Here is a 16,646-nt window from a genome sequence, read left to right on the forward strand (position 1 = left end):
TGCGGCTGCCCTGTCGATTACTGACGATGGCAGCAGTCTGATTGGTTGCCGCCTTCATACCGATCATGATGCCGAACCCATTCCATGATCTCGTCTTCATTCCTGCCCTTGGGCGTCAGATCCAGATAGTGGTAAGCGCCAACCAGCATGTCCAGACCGCGCGCGTATGTGGAATAGGTGTGGAAAATCTCGCCTTCGTCATTGCGATAAAACACGCTCAGCCCCGGCATTTCTTCCTCGGCGCTGTCGGTTTTTTCATAGTTGTAGGTAGCCTTGCCCTCGGCGACGTCTTCAGCCCGGGCGCAGACGCCGAAGTCGTAATTGAAATCGCAACCTTCTGACGAAACCCAGCCGAACTTCCAGCCCATCCGCTTTTTGAAGTCCTGAAACTCGTTGAATGGCGCATGGGAAACTGCAACCACCGCGACGTCGTGATGGGCCAGGTGCTGGTTGGCGCCGTCGATGTGGTCGCTGAGGAACGAGCAGCCCTGGCAGCCTTGCTCCCAGCCTTTGGCGAACATGAAATGGTAGATGATCAACTGGCTGTTGTTGCCAAACAGGTCGTTGAGCTTGAGCTCGCCGTTCGGCCCTTGAAAATGATAGTCCTTGTCGACTTTCACCCACGGCAGGGCGCGGCGCTCGGCGCTGAGGCGATCGCGTTCCCGGGTGAAGGCTTTTTCGCGGGCCAGATGCTGCTGACGGGCGGCGAGCCATTCTTCGCGTGATACCACCGGATGGTTTGCAACGTTCATGACGATGTCTCCTGCGGGTTGAACCGGCTGTTTCAGCCTAGTCGTTCAACGTGCGAGGTAATCGACAGCCGTCGGTCGGTCGGGTCCGGAAATACTGCTGAACGGCTGCGCAGCGCTTCGGTCACAACCTTGAACGCGGCACAAAATCACCCGCACCGGAGGTTGGATCAGGATGACGACTTATAACTGGGATTTGATTGAACGTTTGCTGCATGAAGTGCAGAACAGCGCTGGCCACAGCTTCGCTCCCCGCGCTTATGCCGAAGACTACGCGGCCGAGAAAGCCAGCGCCGGCGAGCCGATCGACAATCTCGATCACTTGAAAACCTTGGCCTGTGATTATGAAAAGATGTTGCTGGAGCGCGGATTCATCGAGCCGCGGCCGGATCACGAGGGCAGTACTGGCAACAACTTCATTCTGACCCCGCGCGGCTCCAGCCTGCTGAGCCTGATCGACAGCAGCATCCCCGGCAACGACCATCCGCGTCAGGTGCTGGATGAGCAGGAGGATGCGCTGAATGAGGTGACGTTCGATGAAGTCGCCTCGAAGGCTCAAATCGCCTGAGCCAGGGAAATCCCCCTGTGGGAGCGAGCCTGCTTGCGAATACGGTCTGTCAGTGACATTTAATCTGTCTGATATTCCGCTTTCGCGAGCAGGCTCGCTCCCACATTGGATTCCAGTGATTTCAAGGTTTGTGCGCGGCCTTCAGGCACTTGAGGTCATTGAAGTCCTTGCGCACTCCCTCGATTTTCTTCAACAAACGCTGACGCTGTTGCGGCGTGCTCTCGGCCATCAAGTCGACAAACAGCGAGCGCGCCTGGGCTTCGGTGTTGGCGTAGGCCTTGCGGTAATCCGCTGTCCATAAGCGCTCGCGGTTGACCAGAAGCGTCTCGATGCGTTGTGGGAATTCCGCGCTTTGGCGTTGCGCAACGGCGGCGCTGAACTGTTGCTGCCAGTGCGCGCGGTTGGCGATCCATTGGCTGTTCTGGTCGCCCAAGGCATTGGTCCAGGCCACGACGCGTTGTTTCTGTTTATCACTGAGCGGGCCTAGCCAATCGTTCAGGCGTTTTTCCATGCGCTCGCCGCGTTCCTTGATCTGCTGGGCCAGCGGTGGTTTCACGTATTCCTGCTGACGTTTGCGCAAATCCTTGGCAAACGCTTCGTTCATTTCTGCCACCTGTTTATCGTCCAGTCCTTGCAGCAACTCGATGGCCGAAGGGGTTATTTCCCGGGCGGTTTCGGCAATGGCCTGCTTGGCTTCGGCGGTGCGCTCCTGTAGCGCGGCGTCGCTGACCTGATTGCTCTCGACCATGGCCTGCAAACGGTCCAGCCAGTCGAGGTAACCGGGTAACTGCGTGGTGCAGTGCCAGCTCAGATGTTCCTTGAGCCGTTCGTTGAACCAATCTTTCTGCTCGCCGTTCATGTCCACGTAGTCGCTGAGCGACCACGGGATGATCACGTCGAGGTTGCGGTAGGCCAGGCCAACGCGGCTGCAAGCGCCGAGGGCGAGGGTGAAGATGAGCAGGGCGGCAATCTGTTTGAACCAGCGAGACATGGGCAAATCCTTGCGAGAGCCTGGCGTCGGAAATCTGATTCTTATGTGATGCAGGATGCGCGCGGCAGTTCAGCCGATCAATAGAACGTGCGTACGGCCTTGAGCGTGACGAGGCCGTCGCACTCGCTGTTGTGCCCGGAATAGGCCGAGCAATCACTGCCGCTGAGGCTGGAGTCGCTGTAGATCAGGTCAAGATCGACGCCCATGAACGGCCGCGACAGTTTCACCGACCAATCAGTGAAACTGCTGATATAGCCACCGTCCACCGCCGCCGGTGTATTCAACTGGTGCGTGGTGTATTTCATGCTCACGCCAATGCCGAACGGCTGATTGCCAGTGAGGTCGGCAAACAAGGTGTTGTTCTGTTTATCCGGGTCGTTGCTCAGGGCAATGCCAAAGCGACTGCCGAGCAGAGTCAGGCCACCAAAAAGCTCCTGGCTGTCGAGGGTGTCCACGCGGGGATAGCTGTAATGGATCATCCCGACTTCATAGCCGAGCACCTGATCGAACGGCTGCTTGAAGCCGACATAGGAATCGATCTCGAGGTTCTTGCCTGGGCTGATGCCCATGCTCGGCGCGTACTGGCCGAAATACACGCCGCTGTCGTGGCTCAGATCAAGGCCACCGTGGAACGAGCCGACCGCCGCCGGTTTCACCAGACCCTGGGCCATGCTGCGGCTGGGCGTGGTGCCAAGCTTGAGATCGAAGTCACCCAGTTCACCCTGAAAAACCTGCGCGTGCGCGGTCGCGCCTGACAGCAGGCTGACGAACAATAAACAGGGAAATGGGCGCATGCGTCACTCCATGAACCGCGAGCGCAGGGCGAAGGCCTGCTGAAACGCTTGATCTAGACGCGTGCAAGGATACCGGCGAATGCCCGGCATTGATGGCCGTTCGTCGATTTTCGGGAATTTTTGTTTAAAACGAAGGGGGATTGCGCGGTGCCAGTCCAGGCGCTTCAAAGCTCAAAGCGCCTCTGGACGGGGTGAAACCGGTATTACTTCTTGCCCAGGCTGATCTGCTTGGACGGGCCGAATGTCTGGCCGCTGACGCCTTTGGCAATTTGCTGGATCTCGCCGCCGGACTTGAGGAATGCTGCGATCTGATCGTTGATCGATTCGCTGGTTTCAACGGCTGGAGCTGGCTTTGCTTTGCTGGTGGATGCTTTTACACGCATGGCGGCCATTAACCTTTAGAAAAGTAACTCGGCCAGGCATCGTACAGGAATAACTTGACAATAGCTTGGTAAATATCCCCCGGATTATCCAACCGTAACGCTGCATTATTACCGGCCGTTCACTCGTAATAAGCAGCTAACCTGCTGTTTTAAATGAGAACATTTAATTGAAGTGAGGCAAATCAGCGCGGCTGTGAAGCGTCGGACCGGACTGACGAGCGGCACCCCGTAGGGCAGTGATCAAGCAAAATCAACAGGTTGACGCAGATTTTCCGCTGCGAGGATCTGTCGCCCGACGTTGGCGGCAAAAACGGGTAGAATGCCGCCCACGTATTGAGGGTTTCGGAAATGGCTTTAGTCGGGCGTTACAACAGTTTGCAAGTGGTTAAACACACTAACTTCGGTTTATATCTGGACGGCGGTGCCGACGGCGAAATTCTTTTGCCCAACCGTTATATCCCCAAAGATATTCCCAGCGAAGATGAAGACTGGCTCAACGTATTCATCTATCTGGACAGCGAAGACAAACTTCTCGCCACCACGGAAAAACCCAAAGTTCAGGTCGGCGAATTTGCCAGTCTGAAAGTGGTTGAAGTCAACAGCATCGGCGTGTTCCTCGACTGGGGCCTGCCGAAAGATCTGCTGCTGCCGTACTCGGAAGAAAAGCGCCAGATGACTGCTGGCGAATACTGCGTGGTGCACGTCTACCTCGACAAACACACGCGCCGCATCACCGCCACCGCGCGCCTCGATCGTTACCTGGACAAGACCCCGGCCACCTACAGCCCGGGGCAGGAAGTCGATCTGCTGGTAGCCGAAGCCACCGACATGGGCTTCAAGGCGATCATCAACAACAAGCACTGGGGCCTGATCCACAAGAACGAGATCTTCAAGTTCATGCGTTCGGGCATGCGCGAGAAAGGCTTCATCAAGGAAGTGCGCGCCGACGGCAAGATCAGCCTGAGCCTGCAACCGGTTGGCCAGGAAGCGGCCAGCAGCCTGAGTTCGAAGATCCTCGGCAAGTTGCGCGAGAACGACGGCACCCTGGCGGTCAGTGACAAGAGTGATCCGGCACTGATCAGCAGCCTGTTCGGCGTCAGCAAGGGCAACTTCAAGAAAGCCATCGGCTCGCTGTACAAGGAAGGCAAGATCGTCATTCACGCCGATCGCATTGAACTAACCTGAGCCTTGAGTGGCCCATGTTGCAGGCCACACAAGAGGTTGGATCGATGAAAAAGGCGCTGATCGCTTACGTCGCAACGCTGCTGACGTTTCTGCTGCTCGATGGCATCTGGCTCGGGCTGCTGATGGCGCCGACCTATCGCGAACTGCTCGGTTCGCTGATGCTGGAAAAACCGCTGCTGTTGCCCGCAGCGGTTTTTTATTGCCTGTACGTTATTGGCTGCGTGGTGTTTGTCGTGTTGCCGGCTCTGAGCTGGCAGAGGGCGGCGAAGCTGGGTGCGCTGTTGGGGCTGGTGGCCTACGGCACTTATGACCTGACCAATTGGGCGACCTTGCGCGACTGGTCGGTGCAGGTGAGTTTGATGGACTGGGCGTGGGGGACAGTGGCGACGGCGGTTGCCTGCACGGTGGGTTATTTGATGGCGAAGCGATTCACGTGAGCTGATCCGGCAGTTGTGTTGGCAATGCTGGTCTCTTCGCGAGCAGGCTCGCTCCCACGTGTTCACCGAACCCTCTGTGGGAGCGAGCCTGCTCGCGAATGACGGCGCAGCCGTCAACCATTCAGCGCTGACGCCACTGACCAACTTAATGTCTTTTCCAGACGGCTTTTTCCGCGCGACTGATTGATAATCCCCGACACTGTTTTCTGACCATTGGATGGCCTGCCATGTTGTGTGTGTTCGAGGTGTTGCGGTGAGTGCCGAGCGGCGCAATGCCGACGGTTTTGCCCTGCAAGTGATGATCGGCCTGTGCCTGATCTGGGGTGTGCAGCAAGTTCTGATCAAGTGGGCGGCAACGGACATCGCGCCAGTGATGCAAGCGGCGGGGCGCTCGGGAATTTCTGCGTTGCTGGTCGGTTTGCTGATCTGCTGGAAGGGCGGTTGGGATCAGGTCGGCAGCACCTGGCGCGGCGGCTTGCTGGCCGGTGCGCTGTTTGGTCTGGAATTCCTGTTCATCGCCGAAGGTCTGCAACTGACCACCGCCGCGCATATGTCGGTGTTCTTGTATACCGCGCCGATCTTCACCGCACTCGGCGTGCATTTCCTGCTGGCCAGCGAGCGTTTGCGCCCGTTGCAATGGCTGGGGATTCTGCTGGCGTTCATCGGCATCGCAATTGCCTTCGCCGGCGGTGTGTCGTGGGACAACCTTGATCGGCGCATGCTGCTGGGCGATGCCTTCGGCGTATTGGCCGGCGCCTGTTGGGGCGCGACCACCGTGGTGGTGCGCGCCTCGCGACTGTCGGAAGCGCCGGTGACATTGACCCTGTTCTATCAGTTGCTGGTCGGTTTCATCGGTCTGCTGTTGATCGCGTTGTTCAGCGGCCAGATCACTCACGTCAGCCTGACTACCGTGGCGGTGGCCAGTGTGCTGTTCCAAGGGCTGGTGGTGTCGTTCTTCAGCTACCTGGTGTGGTTCTGGCTGCTGCGCCGTTATCTGGCGGCCAACCTTGCGGTGTTCTCGTTCATGACGCCATTGTTCGGCGTGACCTTCGGCGTGCTGCTGCTCGGCGAACAGTTGAGCCTGAACTTCGTCATCGGCGCCGTGCTGGTGCTGCTCGGCATCACTTTCGTCAGCGCCGAACAGTGGCTGCGTCGGCGTTTGCGCAAGGCGCTGGGCCAGTAGCCTTGGCCTGCATCGCCAGCGCGCCGGCCAGCAACAGGCCGGCACCGGCGATCAGCAGCGCCGGCTGCAAGCCGCCGCTGAAATGGCTGCTCAGCGCCGCCAGCAGCGGGCCGCTCAGCTGGCCGACAGCGAAGCACGCCGTGAGCATCCCGGCGTTGCGCTGAGTGTCGTGGGGCGCCAGCTCTCGCGAACGCTGCATGACCAGTTGCATGCAGGCCAGAAACGGTGTGCCGCAGAGGATCACCCCCAACGCCAGGCCGACGCCGCTGCCCAGCAGACAGGCGAACACTCCGGCCGCTTGCAGCCACAACGTCGCCATCAGCCAGTGCCGCGTGGTCTCGGGATCATGTCGGCGCAGACTCACCAACCACACACCGATTGCCGCGCCGAGGCCAAAGCACGGCCAGAACAGATCCGCCTGCCACTGGCCGTGAAACTGCGCATTGGCCATCTGCGACAGGAACGTTGCCGGAATGATGTAGCCGATGCCGTACAGCGCATATACCAGCGCCAGCCGGGCAATGCCGCGATTCGCTGGGTTCACATGGGTTGTTGCTGGCCTCGCTACCACCGTGGGCTGCGGTAACAACCGCCAGACGCCGAGCATCATCAGCAACGCGGCGGCTGCGTAAATCAGCCACAGGGTTGCCGATGTCTGCTGCAAGCGGTGTGAGACCAGCGCCAGCAAGCCTGTGAGAAAAATCCCCAGACCCGGCCCGGCAAAAACCAGAGCACCCCAGCGCGGGCGACCCGCTGCCGCCGCCAGCGGCTGACTGAGTGAAGTGATCATCACCAGCACCCAGGCACTCGCCACGCCGGTACCAAAGCGCAGCAGCAGGTGCGACCAGAAACCGTTGGCCCAGAACGACGCCAGTGTCAGCAGCACGCACAGCCACAGCCCGCCATGCAGGCGACGCTGCACCTGCTGTGGCCGCTGGGCGAACATCGCGTCCACAGCACCGAGCAGATAGCCGAAGTAGTTGGCCGCCGCGATCAGCCCGGCGGCGGTGAGGTCGATCTGCCCTTCGCTGAGCAGGTGGGGCATCTGAGGTGTCAGGGCGAAACGGCCAATGCCCATGGCCATCATCAGGGCAACGAAACAGGCGAATAAACGTATCAGCGGCGACATGGTCGGGCTTCCTTCAAAGCAGCAATGACCGTCAGGCTAGGATCGATTGACTTTCTTTAAAATTGAATAATAGTGAGTAACTTGTTCTGTTAAGGAGAAAGCAGTGGAGTTCAGCCAACTGCGGATATTCCAGGCGGTCGCCGAGGAAGGCTCGATCACCCGCGCCGCCGAGCGCTTGCATCGTGTGCCGTCGAATCTGTCGACGCGGCTGAGACAGCTTGAGGAGCAACTGGGCGTTGAGCTGTTCGTCCGCGAACGGCAGCGCTTGCAGTTGTCGCCGGCGGGCAAGGTTTTGCTCGACTACACCGGCAAACTTTTCGCTCTGCGCGATCAGGCCAGTGCGGCCGTGATGGGTGGGCAACCGGCCGGCGACTTCGTGCTGGGCACCATGTACAGCACGGCGGCGATCCATCTGCCGGCGTTGCTGGCGCGTTATCACAAGCAATACCCGATGGTGAATTTGCAGGTGCAATCGGCACCGACCGGCGAACTGCTTGAAGGGTTGCTCACCGGCCGCCTCGACGCGGCGTTGGTCGACGGACCGCTGGAACTGGCCGGGCTCGATGGCGTGCCGTTGTGCGAGGAGCGGCTGGTGTTGATTACCGAAATCGACCATCCACCGGTGCACAGTGCGCGGGATGTCGAGGGGCGCTCGGTATTCACCTTCCGTCAGGGCTGTTCATATCGCATGCGTCTGGAGGCGTGGTTCTCTCATTACCACGCGGCGATGGGCCGGCCGATGGAGATCGAGTCGTATCAGGGCATGCTCGCCTGTGTGATTGCCGGCAGTGGTGTGGCGTTGATGGCCGAGTCGATGCTCGCCAGCCTGCCTGGACGCGAAAGCGTCGCCGTGCATCCGTTGGCCGAGCCGTTCGCGGGTGCGACAACATGGCTCATGTGGCGCAAGGGTATGGCCGGGGCCAACCTGAATGCCTGGATCGACGTGCAGCAAGCGGTCTATCCCGTGGCTTTGCATGAAGTGCGTGAAACAGCGTGAACCAATCGCAACAGATTCTGTTCAATTCAGTAACAGATCATTGCGGATTTGGCCGAGCATTGCGTAGGACTTCGGACTATTATCAGTGCGAAGCGGCCTCAGAATTCCGGCCGCTCAGCACCACCCTGAAGGGGGCATGACGATGAAAGAGAAAATCCAGAACTGGCTGCACGATTTGGGAGTTGCCCTCGGTTTGATCGAACCGCCTCTGCAACCGGTACCGATTCGCACGGACGACGAACAGCGCCGACGCCAGCCACGTCGCCGTTAATATCTGCGATCAGAGATTTCAAGATCGCAGCCGTCGGCAGTTTCTACAAAGTGTAGGAGCTGCCGAAGGCTGCGATCTTTTGCTTATCGCCAAGCGAAAAAAACGGGTGTGGCCACCGACGCCACACCCGCTGAAGAAAACATCACCTCGTTACAGTCGATTCACACCGCCGTTGCCACGGTCGCCGGGCGCGGCGAGAACAGGCTGACCAGTACAAAGCTCACAAGGCTGACACCCAGGCTGTAATAGATCGGCGAGTTCGCGTCCATGCCGTCCTTGACCATGAACACCAGCGCCGTGATAAAGCCCAGCGTCATCGCGCTGATCGCCCCGGCGGTAGTCGCACGCTTCCAGAAAATCGCGCCCATCAGCGGAATCAGCATGCCGCCGACCAAGAGGTTGTAAGCCAGGGTCAGCGCGCTGATAACGTCATTGACGACCAGAGCAATGCCCAACACCGCGATCCCCGTCAGCAGCGTAAACAGACGGCTGACCGCGACGTTGGATTGTTTGCCGCCGCGCAGTTTCGGCAGCAGGTCTTCGGTCAGGGTGGTGGACGCGGCGAGCAGGCCGGCGCTGGCGGTGGACATCATCGCCGCCAGTGCGGCAGCGATCACCAGGCCACGGATGCCGTCAGGCAGCGAGACTTTGACGATGGCGGCAAAAGCGTTGTTGACGTTGTCCAGATCCGGAATCAGTACATGCGCAGCCATGCCGATCAAGGCGCAGACCAGACCGTAAATGATGCAGTAGATCCCGGCCGAGGTGCCGGCGTACTTGGCGACTTTTTCGCTTTTGGCGGTGAACACCCGCTGCCAGATGTCCTGGCCGATCAGGATGCCGAAAAAGTAGATCATGAAGTAGGTAATGATCGTGTCCCAGCCGATGCTGGTGAAGTTGAAGCTGGCCGCCGGCAGTTGCGCGACCAATTGATCCCAGCCGCCTACGCGGTACAGGCAGATCGGCAACAACACGAACATCAGGCCCACTGTCTGGATGCCGAACTGGACGATGTCCGTCAGGGTCAGCGACCACATGCCGCCGATCGTTGAATAAGTCACCACGATACCGCCGCCCAGCAGTACGGAAATCCAGAAGGGCAGACCGAACAACACTTGCAGCACGGTGCCGATCGCCAGAATCGAGGTCACGCCGATCATCAGCGCGTAAGCGAGCATGATCGTCGCACTGGCGGTGCGCGCCATCGGGTTGTAGCGCTTCTCCAGGACCTGGGTGACGGTGAATACCTTGAGTTTCAGCAAGGGCTTGGCGAGGAACAGGTTCAGCGCGACGATGCCGCAGCCCAGTGCCGCGCACAGCCAGAATCCGGAGATGCCATGCACGTAACCCAGACGCACGGTGCCGACGGTGGACGCGCCGCCGAGAACGGTCGCCGCCATGGTGCCCATGTACAGCGACGGCCCCAGATTACGCCCGGCAACCAGATAGTCTTCGTGGGTCTTGGCCTTGCGCATGCCGTAGTAGCCGAGAATCAGCATCGCAGCGGCATAAATGAGTACGACGAATAAATCCAAAGCCATGATGGCGTGTCTCCGATTGTCTTTTTTATGGTCAAGCTAATGGGGTCTGCAAGGCTTCCTGTGGGAGCGAGCCTGCTCGCGAAGGCGGTCTGTCAGTCACATCAACGTTGGATGTGCTGAAGTCTTCGCGAGCAGGCTCGCTCCCACAGGGGGGTCGTGTCAGGCGGCCTGACGCAGTTGAGGTTTTATTGCGGCTTCACTGCGCACATCCGTTGGCCCAAACACCTCCCGAGGCTCAGGAAACAGGCGCAGCAGCGTCAGGTACACCACCGACGCCAGGCCCAATGTCACCGGCAAACTGATGTCGATGCCACCGGCCAATTCGCCCAGCGGGCCGACGAACTGCCCCGGCAGGTTGACGAAGCACAGGCCGACCAGCGCACTCGGAATCCACGCCCCCAGACCGCGCCAGTTCCAGCCGTGGTTGAACCAGTAGCGTCCGCCCTGTTCGCCGCGAGTGAACACTTGCAGGTCATCCGGGCAGTAGAAGCCGCGCCGCACCAGCAGGCCGATGATCATGATCACCATCCACGGGGTGGTGCAGGTGATGATCAGCACGGCGAAGGTCGACACGCTTTGCACCAGGTTCGCCGCAAACCGGCCGATGAAGATGAAGGCGATCGACAGCACGCCAATCAGCAAGGTCGCCTTGACCCGGGACAGCACGCGCGGGAACACGCTGGACATGTCCAGCCCGGTGCCATACAGCGACGTGGTGCCAGTGGACATGCCGCCGATCACCGCAATCAGGCACACCGGCAGGAAGAACCAGCTCGGCGAGACGGCCAGCAAGCCGCCGACATAGTTGTTCGCGGCGATGTAGTCCGGCGCCTTGATCGCGACGATAGTGGCGGTGGCGAGGCCGAACAGGAATGGGATCAACGTTGCCAGTTGTGCGGCGATCACCGCCAGCATGATCCGGCCCTTCGGCGTCTCACGCGGGATGTAGCGCGACCAGTCGCCGAGAAACGCACCGAAGGAAATCGGGTTGCTCATCGCCACCAGCGCCGCGCCGATGAATGCCGCCCAGAACCCGGCCTGACCCAGCGCCACGCTGCCGGCGTACTGGCTGTCAAATGCAGGGGCGAAGGCGAAGATGCCGAGCAGGAACAACAGGCTCGCGGCCCACACCGCGATGCGGTTGACCCACAGCATGATGCGGAAACCGTAGATGCACACGGTCAGCACCAGCAGCGCGAACAGACCGTAGGCCAGGCCCAGGGTCAGGTCGGTTTCCGGCAAATCGACGAGGCGTTTGGCGCCGCCGACCAGCGCATCACCCGAGCTCCACACTGAAAGCGAGAAGAACGCGATTGCCGTCAGCAACGACAGGAACGACCCGACAATCCGCCCGTGCACGCCGAAGTGCGCACCGGAAGACACGGCGTTGTTGGTGCCGTTGAGCGGGCCGAACAGGCCCATCGGTGCGAGGATCAGCGCACCGACCACCACACCCAGCACAATCGCCCAGACACCGGCCTGAAACGACAGGCCGAACAGCACCGGGAAACTGCCGAGCACAGCGGTGGCAAAGGTATTGGCGCCGCCGAAGATCAAGCGAAACAAGTCGCTCGGTAGGGCGTCGCGCTCATGATCCGGGATCTGTTCGACCCCGTTTGTTTCGATGCTGCTAAGGCTTTTTTCGTTGTTGTTGTTATTCATGATCTGCTCCGATCATCAGGCGCGCTCATCGTGCGTGAGCGTCACCATTGGCTAAGGGGGTGGCAGCCCTTCCGGCATTGCGGACAAATGTTCGTGACAGGCCAGCCATAGGCCTTGTTGTTCTAGGCTCGACGCTTGTCTTCTGAAAACAATCGTCTCGCGCTCCTGGCTGAAGTGTTGCTCCCCTTGCATGCGCAGCTCGGTGGCCACGTCATGGATGAAAACCGCCACGTCACCCTGCAGGCTGACAAAGGCGTTGCTCGAGGTGCACGACAGCACCTCGAAACCCTCCTCGGCGCGCCAGCGGTCCCACAACGCCTGATAGGCATCGCGCGACAGCAATGGCTGCTCGAGGGTGTAGAAAACGAAGCTGGCATCGGTGCTGAATGCGCCGAAGTAAGCTTCGCGATCGTTACGCGCAAACGCGGCGACCAACTCGGCGGCCGCGTGCAGAACCTGATCACGTGCGTGCATGACCCGACCCTCAGCGATGAACCACGCCAGGCAGTACGCAGAGCATTTCGTACAGCAGGTTGGCGGCCAGCAGCGAGGTGTTGCCGGTGGTGTCATAAGCGGGCGAGACTTCTACCAGATCGCAACCGATCAGGTCGAGGCCCTGGCAGCCACGGATGATTTCGATCGCCTGAATGGTGGTCAGGCCGCCGATTTCCGGGGTGCCGGTGCCGGGCGCCCAGGCCGGGTCGATGCCATCGATATCGAAACTCAGATACACCGGACCGCCACCGACCTTCTCGCGCACTTCCGCCATCAGCGGCGCCAGCGACTTGTGCCAGCACTCTTCGGCCTGCACCACGCGGAAGCCCTGATCGCGGCTCCAGTTGAAGTCGTCGGCGGTGTAACCCTGGGCACGCAAACCGATCTGCACCACGCGATCGCAATCGAGCAGACCTTCTTCGACGGCACGACGGAACGTGGTGCCGTGGGCGATCTTCTCGCCGAACATGTGGTCGTTGACGTCAGCGTGGGCATCGATGTGCACCAGGCCAACCTTGCCGTGCTTTTTATGGATTGCGCGCAGGATCGGCAGGGTGATGGTGTGGTCGCCACCCAGTGTCATCGGAATGACGTTGTGCTCGAGGATGTTGTCGTAGGCTTCTTCGATGATGCGCACGGCGTCGAGCAGGTTGAAGGTGTTGATCGCCACGTCACCGATGTCGGCCACCGACAGCGAGTCGAACGGCGCGGCGCCGGTGGCCATGTTGTACGGGCGGATCATCACCGATTCGGTGCGGATATCGCGCGGCCCGAAGCGGGTGCCGGGACGCAGCGAAGTGCCGATGTCCAGCGGCACGCCAACGAAGGCAGCGTCGAGGCCGGCAGCGGTCGGTACATGGGGAAGTCGGAGCATGGTGGCGATGCCGCCGAAGCGCGGCATTTCATTGCCGCCCAGTGGTTGGTGAAGAATCTTGTCCACGGGTAGGGCCTCATCGTCTTTGTTTTATTTATGCCGGCGCGCCGTGGAGCACAGGTTCGGACGCCGCTGTGGGGGCCGATCATGCGAAATGTAGTGGCGGGAAAGAATCGCTACGGGCAAAAACTTAGTTCAGATTTTTCTAAACTAATGCCAGCCAGCGACTTAGACTTCGCACCACTGGAATCTCTGAAGATCTCACTCTGTGGGAGCGAGCCTGCTCGCGAAGAGGGCATGACAGTCAACTTCGATGGCGACTGACCCGACGCCTTCGCGAGCAGGCTCGCTCCCACAATGATCTCCATCGAACTGTGTATTCGCGCGTTACCTCGTGACCGGAGCAGAAATGGCCAACGCTTTACCCGACCTGAAACTCCTGCGCATCTTCGTCAGCGTCGTGCGCCATCAGGGTTTTGCCAATGCGCAGCAGGAACTCAACCTGTCGACGTCGGCGATCAGCACTTACATGAGCCAGCTCGAAGCCGCGCTCGGCCTGGTGCTGTGCCATCGCGGGCGCGGTGGCTTCAGCCTGACCAGCAAGGGCGAGCTGTTCCATCAGGAAACCCTGCGCCTGCTCGCCGAGCTTGAAGGCTTCGAGCAATACGCCGCCGCGCTCAAGGGCGAACTGCGCGGCACGCTCAATCTCGGGGTGATCGATTCCACTGTCAGCGACAAGGCCCTGCCGTTTGCTGAAGCCATCGGCGCCTACAGTCAGGAACACCCGGCGGTGCATTTGCACCTGTCGGTGATGAGCCCTTATGAATTGCAGCTCGGCGTGCAGGACAATCGCCTCGATCTGGCGATCGGTGCGTTTTCCACGCGCATGAGCGGTCTGGTCTACATGCCGCTGTACCGCGAGCAGCACTGGCTGTATTGCAGCAGTCGCCATCCACTGTTCAACGAACGGCGCATCCCCGAGCAGGTCATCACCCAGCAACGGATGGTCGGGCGCGGTTACTGGAGTCAGGCGGAACTGGCCCGGCACGGTTTCAAACACAGTGCCGCGACCGTGGAAAGCATGGAAGCGCAGCTGATTCTGGTGCTCTCCGGCGCCTACATCGGTTACCTGCCCGAGCACTACGCGCAGGCCTGGGCCGACAAGGGTGATCTGCGCGTTCTGCTGCCGGCGACCTTCGGTTATCAGGCACCGTTTTCGATGATCATGCGCAGGGGCCGCAGCCGCGAGCCGCTGATCCAGACCTTCCGCGATTTGCTCAAAGCGCAATTGAATCAGGCGTAATCCATCATGTCCCGAGCCCAATGCCCGCGCTGCCTGCGCCCCCAGACCCATTGCCTGTGCCCGTTGATTCCACACATCGATAGCCGCACCCGAGTATTGCTGCTGCAGCATCCGAGCGAGGTCAGTCACGCGCTGAATACCGCGCGGCTGGCGGCGCTGGGGCTGAGCAATGCCGAGCTGATTGTCGGCGAGGTATTCGAGGATTTGCCGAAACTGTTGAACCGGCCGGGCTATCGGGCGCGCTTGTTGTTCCCGGCTGAGGATGCGCAGCCGTTGCAGGTTTACGCGCCAAATGATCAGCCAATGTTGCTGGTCGTCCCGGACGGCACCTGGCGCAAAGCGCGCAAGATGCTGCACCTCAATCCGCTGCTGGCAGCACTGCCACGGGTGACCCTGGCCGAGGGCGGCGTGTCGCGCTATCGCCTGCGCAAGGCGCCGGGGCCGGGGGCGCTGTCGACGATCGAGGCGATCGTGCAGGCGCTGGAAACCCTCGAAGCGCCGACGACGTTTGCGCCGTTGCTCAAGCCGTTTGAAGCGCTGATCGAAGGGCAGATTGCGGCGATGGGGGAGGAGGTTTTCCAGCGCAACCATGGCGACAGATGATCGTTCCCACGCTCTGCGTGGGAATGCATCCAGTGACGCTCTGCGTCACCGTCGTGAAGGGACGCGGAGCGTCCCGGGCGGCATTCCCACGCGGAGCGTGGGAACGATCATTGGCTAACGTTCACGCATCGCCTCGGTCCGCGCTTTCAACACCGGTTTGAGCAGGTAATCCAAGACGCTTTTCTCACCGGTGATAATGTCCACTGTCGCCACCATCCCCGGAATGATCAGCAGCGGTTTCACGTCGCCGCCCAGGTGATTCTTGTCGGTGCGCACCTGAATCAGATAGAAGCTGTTGCCCTTGTCATCGGTGATCGTATCGGCGCCGATCAGCTCGAGCTTGGCGCTCAGCCCGCCGTAAATCGTGTAGTCGTAGGCACTGAACTTGACCATGGCTTTCTGGCCCGGATGCAGGAACGCGACGTCTTGCGGGCGGACCTTGGCTTCGATCAGCAGGTTGTCTTCCAGCGGCACGATTTCGACCATGTCGCTGCCCGGCTGGACCACGCCGCCGATGGTGTTGACCTTCATCTGCTTGATCACGCCACGCACCGGCGAAGTCACCGTGGTACGGCTGACGCGGTCGTCGATGGCGATGCTCGACGCGGTGATTTTCGACAGGTCGGTGCGTTTCTCATTCAGCTCTTTGGCGGCCTCGGAGCGGAAGGTCTGCTCGGATTCGTCGATCTTGCTGCGGATCTCGGCGATGGCCGATTCGGCGCGGGGAATCGCCAGCGTGGTAGCGTTCAGCGAACCGCGAATTTCCACCGCACTGCGCCTGAGGCGGAGGATTTCCACCGGTGACACAGCGCCGGTTTTGACCAGCGGTTCCGACATGTTCATCTCTTGCTGCAGCAGCGCAAGGCTGGAGCTGAACTGGCCTTGCTTGGAGCGAAACTCCGCCAGTTCCTGGTTTTTCTGCCGCAGTTGTTCGCTGAGGGTGCGCTGTTCGCTGGCCAAGCGGCGTTGGCGTTGCTCGTAGAGTGAGCGCTCATCCTCGGCGACTTGCGGCGCCTTGGCGATCACCTCAGCGGAGAGTTTGAAGGGGCGCCCCTCGGCCTCCGCTGACAGCCGTTCAACCTGTGCGGTCAGCGCGTAACGGTCGGCCTCGCTTTCGCCCTTGTTCGAGCGAAAGCGCGTGTCATCCAGACGCAGCAGGGTGTCGCCCTTGCCGACCATCTGGCCTTCGCGAACGAAAATCTCGGTGACGATGCCGCCCTCAAGGTTCTGGATTACCTGAACCTTGCTCGACGGAATCGCCTTGCCTTCGCCCATGGTGACTTCTTCGAGCACGGCAAATTTGGCCCAGACCAGGGCGGCGATCAGCAGCGCTGCCGCCAGCCACACGGTGATCCGCGATTTGCGCGGCGAATCCTGCAATGCTGCGCCGGCGGTTTCCGGCATGAACTCGGCTTCGGCGCTTTTGCCGAAGCTGTCGAAGTAGCCGCGCTTGTTGCTATCGGAAGAAGCAGGCATGGCGT

18 protein-coding genes are annotated in these 16,646 nt (G+C 60.4%); 8 read left to right on the forward strand and 10 right to left on the reverse strand.

The window, feature by feature from the left end:
- Positions 1–17: 17 nt before the first annotated feature.
- Positions 18–752: a DUF899 domain-containing protein gene (locus ACYSTU_RS24790; RefSeq protein ID WP_499002183.1), complete on the reverse strand. Its 735-nt coding sequence runs from the start codon at positions 750–752 to the stop codon at positions 18–20.
- Positions 753–924: 172 nt separating this feature from the next.
- On the opposite strand from ACYSTU_RS24790, the gene ACYSTU_RS24795 reads away from it, so the two are divergent.
- Complete coding sequence (locus tag ACYSTU_RS24795; RefSeq protein WP_422493497.1) at positions 925–1,317, forward strand: transcriptional regulator; 393 nt, start codon at positions 925–927, stop codon at positions 1,315–1,317.
- 121 nt (positions 1,318–1,438) lie between these two features.
- On the opposite strand, the gene ACYSTU_RS24800 is transcribed toward ACYSTU_RS24795, so the two are convergent.
- The 3 genes from ACYSTU_RS24800 to ACYSTU_RS24810 form a co-directional block, all read right to left on the reverse strand.
- Entirely contained in the window at positions 1,439–2,308 is an 870-nt protein-coding gene (locus ACYSTU_RS24800) for a DUF6279 family lipoprotein (RefSeq protein ID WP_499002187.1), read from the reverse strand.
- A 77-nt stretch (positions 2,309–2,385) separates the two neighbouring features.
- The gene (locus ACYSTU_RS24805) at positions 2,386–3,102 is read right to left on the reverse strand and encodes a TorF family putative porin (RefSeq protein ID WP_016771158.1); all 717 of its coding nucleotides are present in this window, start codon (positions 3,100–3,102) and stop codon (positions 2,386–2,388) included.
- 203 nt (positions 3,103–3,305) lie between these two features.
- Positions 3,306–3,494: a PFL_1563 family small protein gene (locus ACYSTU_RS24810; RefSeq protein WP_016985943.1), complete on the reverse strand. Its 189-nt coding sequence runs from the start codon at positions 3,492–3,494 to the stop codon at positions 3,306–3,308.
- 339 nt (positions 3,495–3,833) lie between these two features.
- Between ACYSTU_RS24810 and ACYSTU_RS24815 the strand changes: the two genes are divergently transcribed.
- The 3 genes from ACYSTU_RS24815 to ACYSTU_RS24825 all read left to right on the forward strand — a co-directional run bounded on the left by ACYSTU_RS24815 (position 3,834) and on the right by ACYSTU_RS24825 (position 6,290).
- Positions 3,834–4,670 carry a CvfB family protein gene (locus ACYSTU_RS24815; RefSeq protein WP_016771157.1) on the forward strand — a complete coding sequence of 279 codons (837 nt, stop codon included), beginning with the start codon at positions 3,834–3,836 and terminating at the stop codon, positions 4,668–4,670.
- A gap of 44 nt (positions 4,671–4,714) precedes the next feature.
- Positions 4,715–5,107, forward strand: coding sequence for a DUF2177 family protein (locus tag ACYSTU_RS24820; RefSeq protein WP_024012046.1), 393 nt, complete (start codon positions 4,715–4,717; stop codon positions 5,105–5,107).
- A 253-nt stretch (positions 5,108–5,360) separates the two neighbouring features.
- Entirely contained in the window at positions 5,361–6,290 is a 930-nt protein-coding gene (locus ACYSTU_RS24825) for a DMT family transporter (protein ID WP_041478962.1), read from the forward strand.
- On the opposite strand, the gene ACYSTU_RS24830 is transcribed toward ACYSTU_RS24825, so the two are convergent.
- Positions 6,238–7,419 (reverse strand): MFS transporter, encoded by a 1,182-nt coding sequence (locus ACYSTU_RS24830; protein WP_499002190.1) that lies wholly within the window; start codon positions 7,417–7,419, stop codon positions 6,238–6,240. The genes ACYSTU_RS24825 and ACYSTU_RS24830 overlap by 53 nt on opposite strands.
- Before the next feature lie 103 nt (positions 7,420–7,522).
- On the opposite strand from ACYSTU_RS24830, the gene ptrR reads away from it, so the two are divergent.
- The gene (gene ptrR, locus ACYSTU_RS24835; RefSeq protein WP_336464561.1) at positions 7,523–8,416 is read left to right on the forward strand and encodes a putrescine utilization regulator PtrR; all 894 of its coding nucleotides are present in this window, start codon (positions 7,523–7,525) and stop codon (positions 8,414–8,416) included.
- 142 nt (positions 8,417–8,558) lie between these two features.
- Positions 8,559–8,687 carry a PA1414 family protein gene (locus ACYSTU_RS24840; protein WP_003184145.1) on the forward strand — a complete coding sequence of 43 codons (129 nt, stop codon included), beginning with the start codon at positions 8,559–8,561 and terminating at the stop codon, positions 8,685–8,687.
- 161 nt (positions 8,688–8,848) lie between these two features.
- On the opposite strand, the gene ACYSTU_RS24845 is transcribed toward ACYSTU_RS24840, so the two are convergent.
- The 4 genes from ACYSTU_RS24845 to speB all read right to left on the reverse strand — a co-directional run bounded on the left by ACYSTU_RS24845 (position 8,849) and on the right by speB (position 13,325).
- Positions 8,849–10,228, reverse strand: coding sequence for a sodium:solute symporter family protein (locus ACYSTU_RS24845; RefSeq protein WP_110601986.1), 1,380 nt, complete (start codon positions 10,226–10,228; stop codon positions 8,849–8,851).
- 159 nt (positions 10,229–10,387) lie between these two features.
- Entirely contained in the window at positions 10,388–11,890 is a 1,503-nt protein-coding gene (locus ACYSTU_RS24850) for a purine-cytosine permease family protein (protein WP_217879516.1), read from the reverse strand.
- Positions 11,891–11,941: 51 nt separating this feature from the next.
- Entirely contained in the window at positions 11,942–12,364 is a 423-nt protein-coding gene (locus ACYSTU_RS24855; RefSeq protein WP_217879517.1) for a YybH family protein, read from the reverse strand.
- A 10-nt stretch (positions 12,365–12,374) separates the two neighbouring features.
- Positions 12,375–13,325 (reverse strand): agmatinase, encoded by a 951-nt coding sequence (gene speB, locus ACYSTU_RS24860; RefSeq protein WP_039761035.1) that lies wholly within the window; start codon positions 13,323–13,325, stop codon positions 12,375–12,377.
- Between the two features lie 343 nt (positions 13,326–13,668).
- Here speB and ACYSTU_RS24865 point away from each other — a divergent pair, with 343 nt between their 5' ends.
- Complete coding sequence (locus tag ACYSTU_RS24865; protein WP_007956593.1) at positions 13,669–14,562, forward strand: LysR family transcriptional regulator; 894 nt, start codon at positions 13,669–13,671, stop codon at positions 14,560–14,562.
- A 6-nt stretch (positions 14,563–14,568) separates the two neighbouring features.
- A complete protein-coding gene (locus ACYSTU_RS24870; protein ID WP_499002194.1) occupies positions 14,569–15,165 on the forward strand; it encodes a tRNA-uridine aminocarboxypropyltransferase in 597 nt (198 codons plus the stop codon).
- A gap of 114 nt (positions 15,166–15,279) precedes the next feature.
- On the opposite strand, the gene ACYSTU_RS24875 is transcribed toward ACYSTU_RS24870, so the two are convergent.
- Positions 15,280–16,641 (reverse strand): HlyD family type I secretion periplasmic adaptor subunit, encoded by a 1,362-nt coding sequence (locus tag ACYSTU_RS24875; RefSeq protein WP_499002196.1) that lies wholly within the window; start codon positions 16,639–16,641, stop codon positions 15,280–15,282.
- Positions 16,642–16,646 lie beyond the last annotated feature (5 nt).

The sequence above is a fragment of the Pseudomonas glycinis genome, assembly GCF_054871425.1.

Coding starts and splice junctions, on each gene's coding strand:
- ACYSTU_RS24845 (WP_110601986.1), bottom strand. CDS start 10,228: ATGGCTTTGGATTTATTCGTCGTACTCATTTATGCCGCTGCGATGCTG.
- ACYSTU_RS24875 (WP_499002196.1), bottom strand. CDS start 16,641: ATGCCTGCTTCTTCCGATAGCAACAAGCGCGGCTACTTCGACAGCTTC.
- ACYSTU_RS24805 (WP_016771158.1), bottom strand. CDS start 3,102: ATGCGCCCATTTCCCTGTTTATTGTTCGTCAGCCTGCTGTCAGGCGCG.
- ACYSTU_RS24795 (WP_422493497.1), top strand. CDS start 925: ATGACGACTTATAACTGGGATTTGATTGAACGTTTGCTGCATGAAGTG.
- ACYSTU_RS24855 (WP_217879517.1), bottom strand. CDS start 12,364: ATGCACGCACGTGATCAGGTTCTGCACGCGGCCGCCGAGTTGGTCGCC.
- ACYSTU_RS24790 (WP_499002183.1), bottom strand. CDS start 752: ATGAACGTTGCAAACCATCCGGTGGTATCACGCGAAGAATGGCTCGCC.
- ACYSTU_RS24815 (WP_016771157.1), top strand. CDS start 3,834: ATGGCTTTAGTCGGGCGTTACAACAGTTTGCAAGTGGTTAAACACACT.
- ACYSTU_RS24800 (WP_499002187.1), bottom strand. CDS start 2,308: ATGTCTCGCTGGTTCAAACAGATTGCCGCCCTGCTCATCTTCACCCTC.
- ACYSTU_RS24870 (WP_499002194.1), top strand. CDS start 14,569: ATGTCCCGAGCCCAATGCCCGCGCTGCCTGCGCCCCCAGACCCATTGC.
- ACYSTU_RS24810 (WP_016985943.1), bottom strand. CDS start 3,494: ATGGCCGCCATGCGTGTAAAAGCATCCACCAGCAAAGCAAAGCCAGCT.
- ACYSTU_RS24865 (WP_007956593.1), top strand. CDS start 13,669: ATGGCCAACGCTTTACCCGACCTGAAACTCCTGCGCATCTTCGTCAGC.
- ACYSTU_RS24820 (WP_024012046.1), top strand. CDS start 4,715: ATGAAAAAGGCGCTGATCGCTTACGTCGCAACGCTGCTGACGTTTCTG.
- ACYSTU_RS24840 (WP_003184145.1), top strand. CDS start 8,559: ATGAAAGAGAAAATCCAGAACTGGCTGCACGATTTGGGAGTTGCCCTC.
- ACYSTU_RS24830 (WP_499002190.1), bottom strand. CDS start 7,419: ATGTCGCCGCTGATACGTTTATTCGCCTGTTTCGTTGCCCTGATGATG.
- ACYSTU_RS24850 (WP_217879516.1), bottom strand. CDS start 11,890: ATGAATAACAACAACAACGAAAAAAGCCTTAGCAGCATCGAAACAAAC.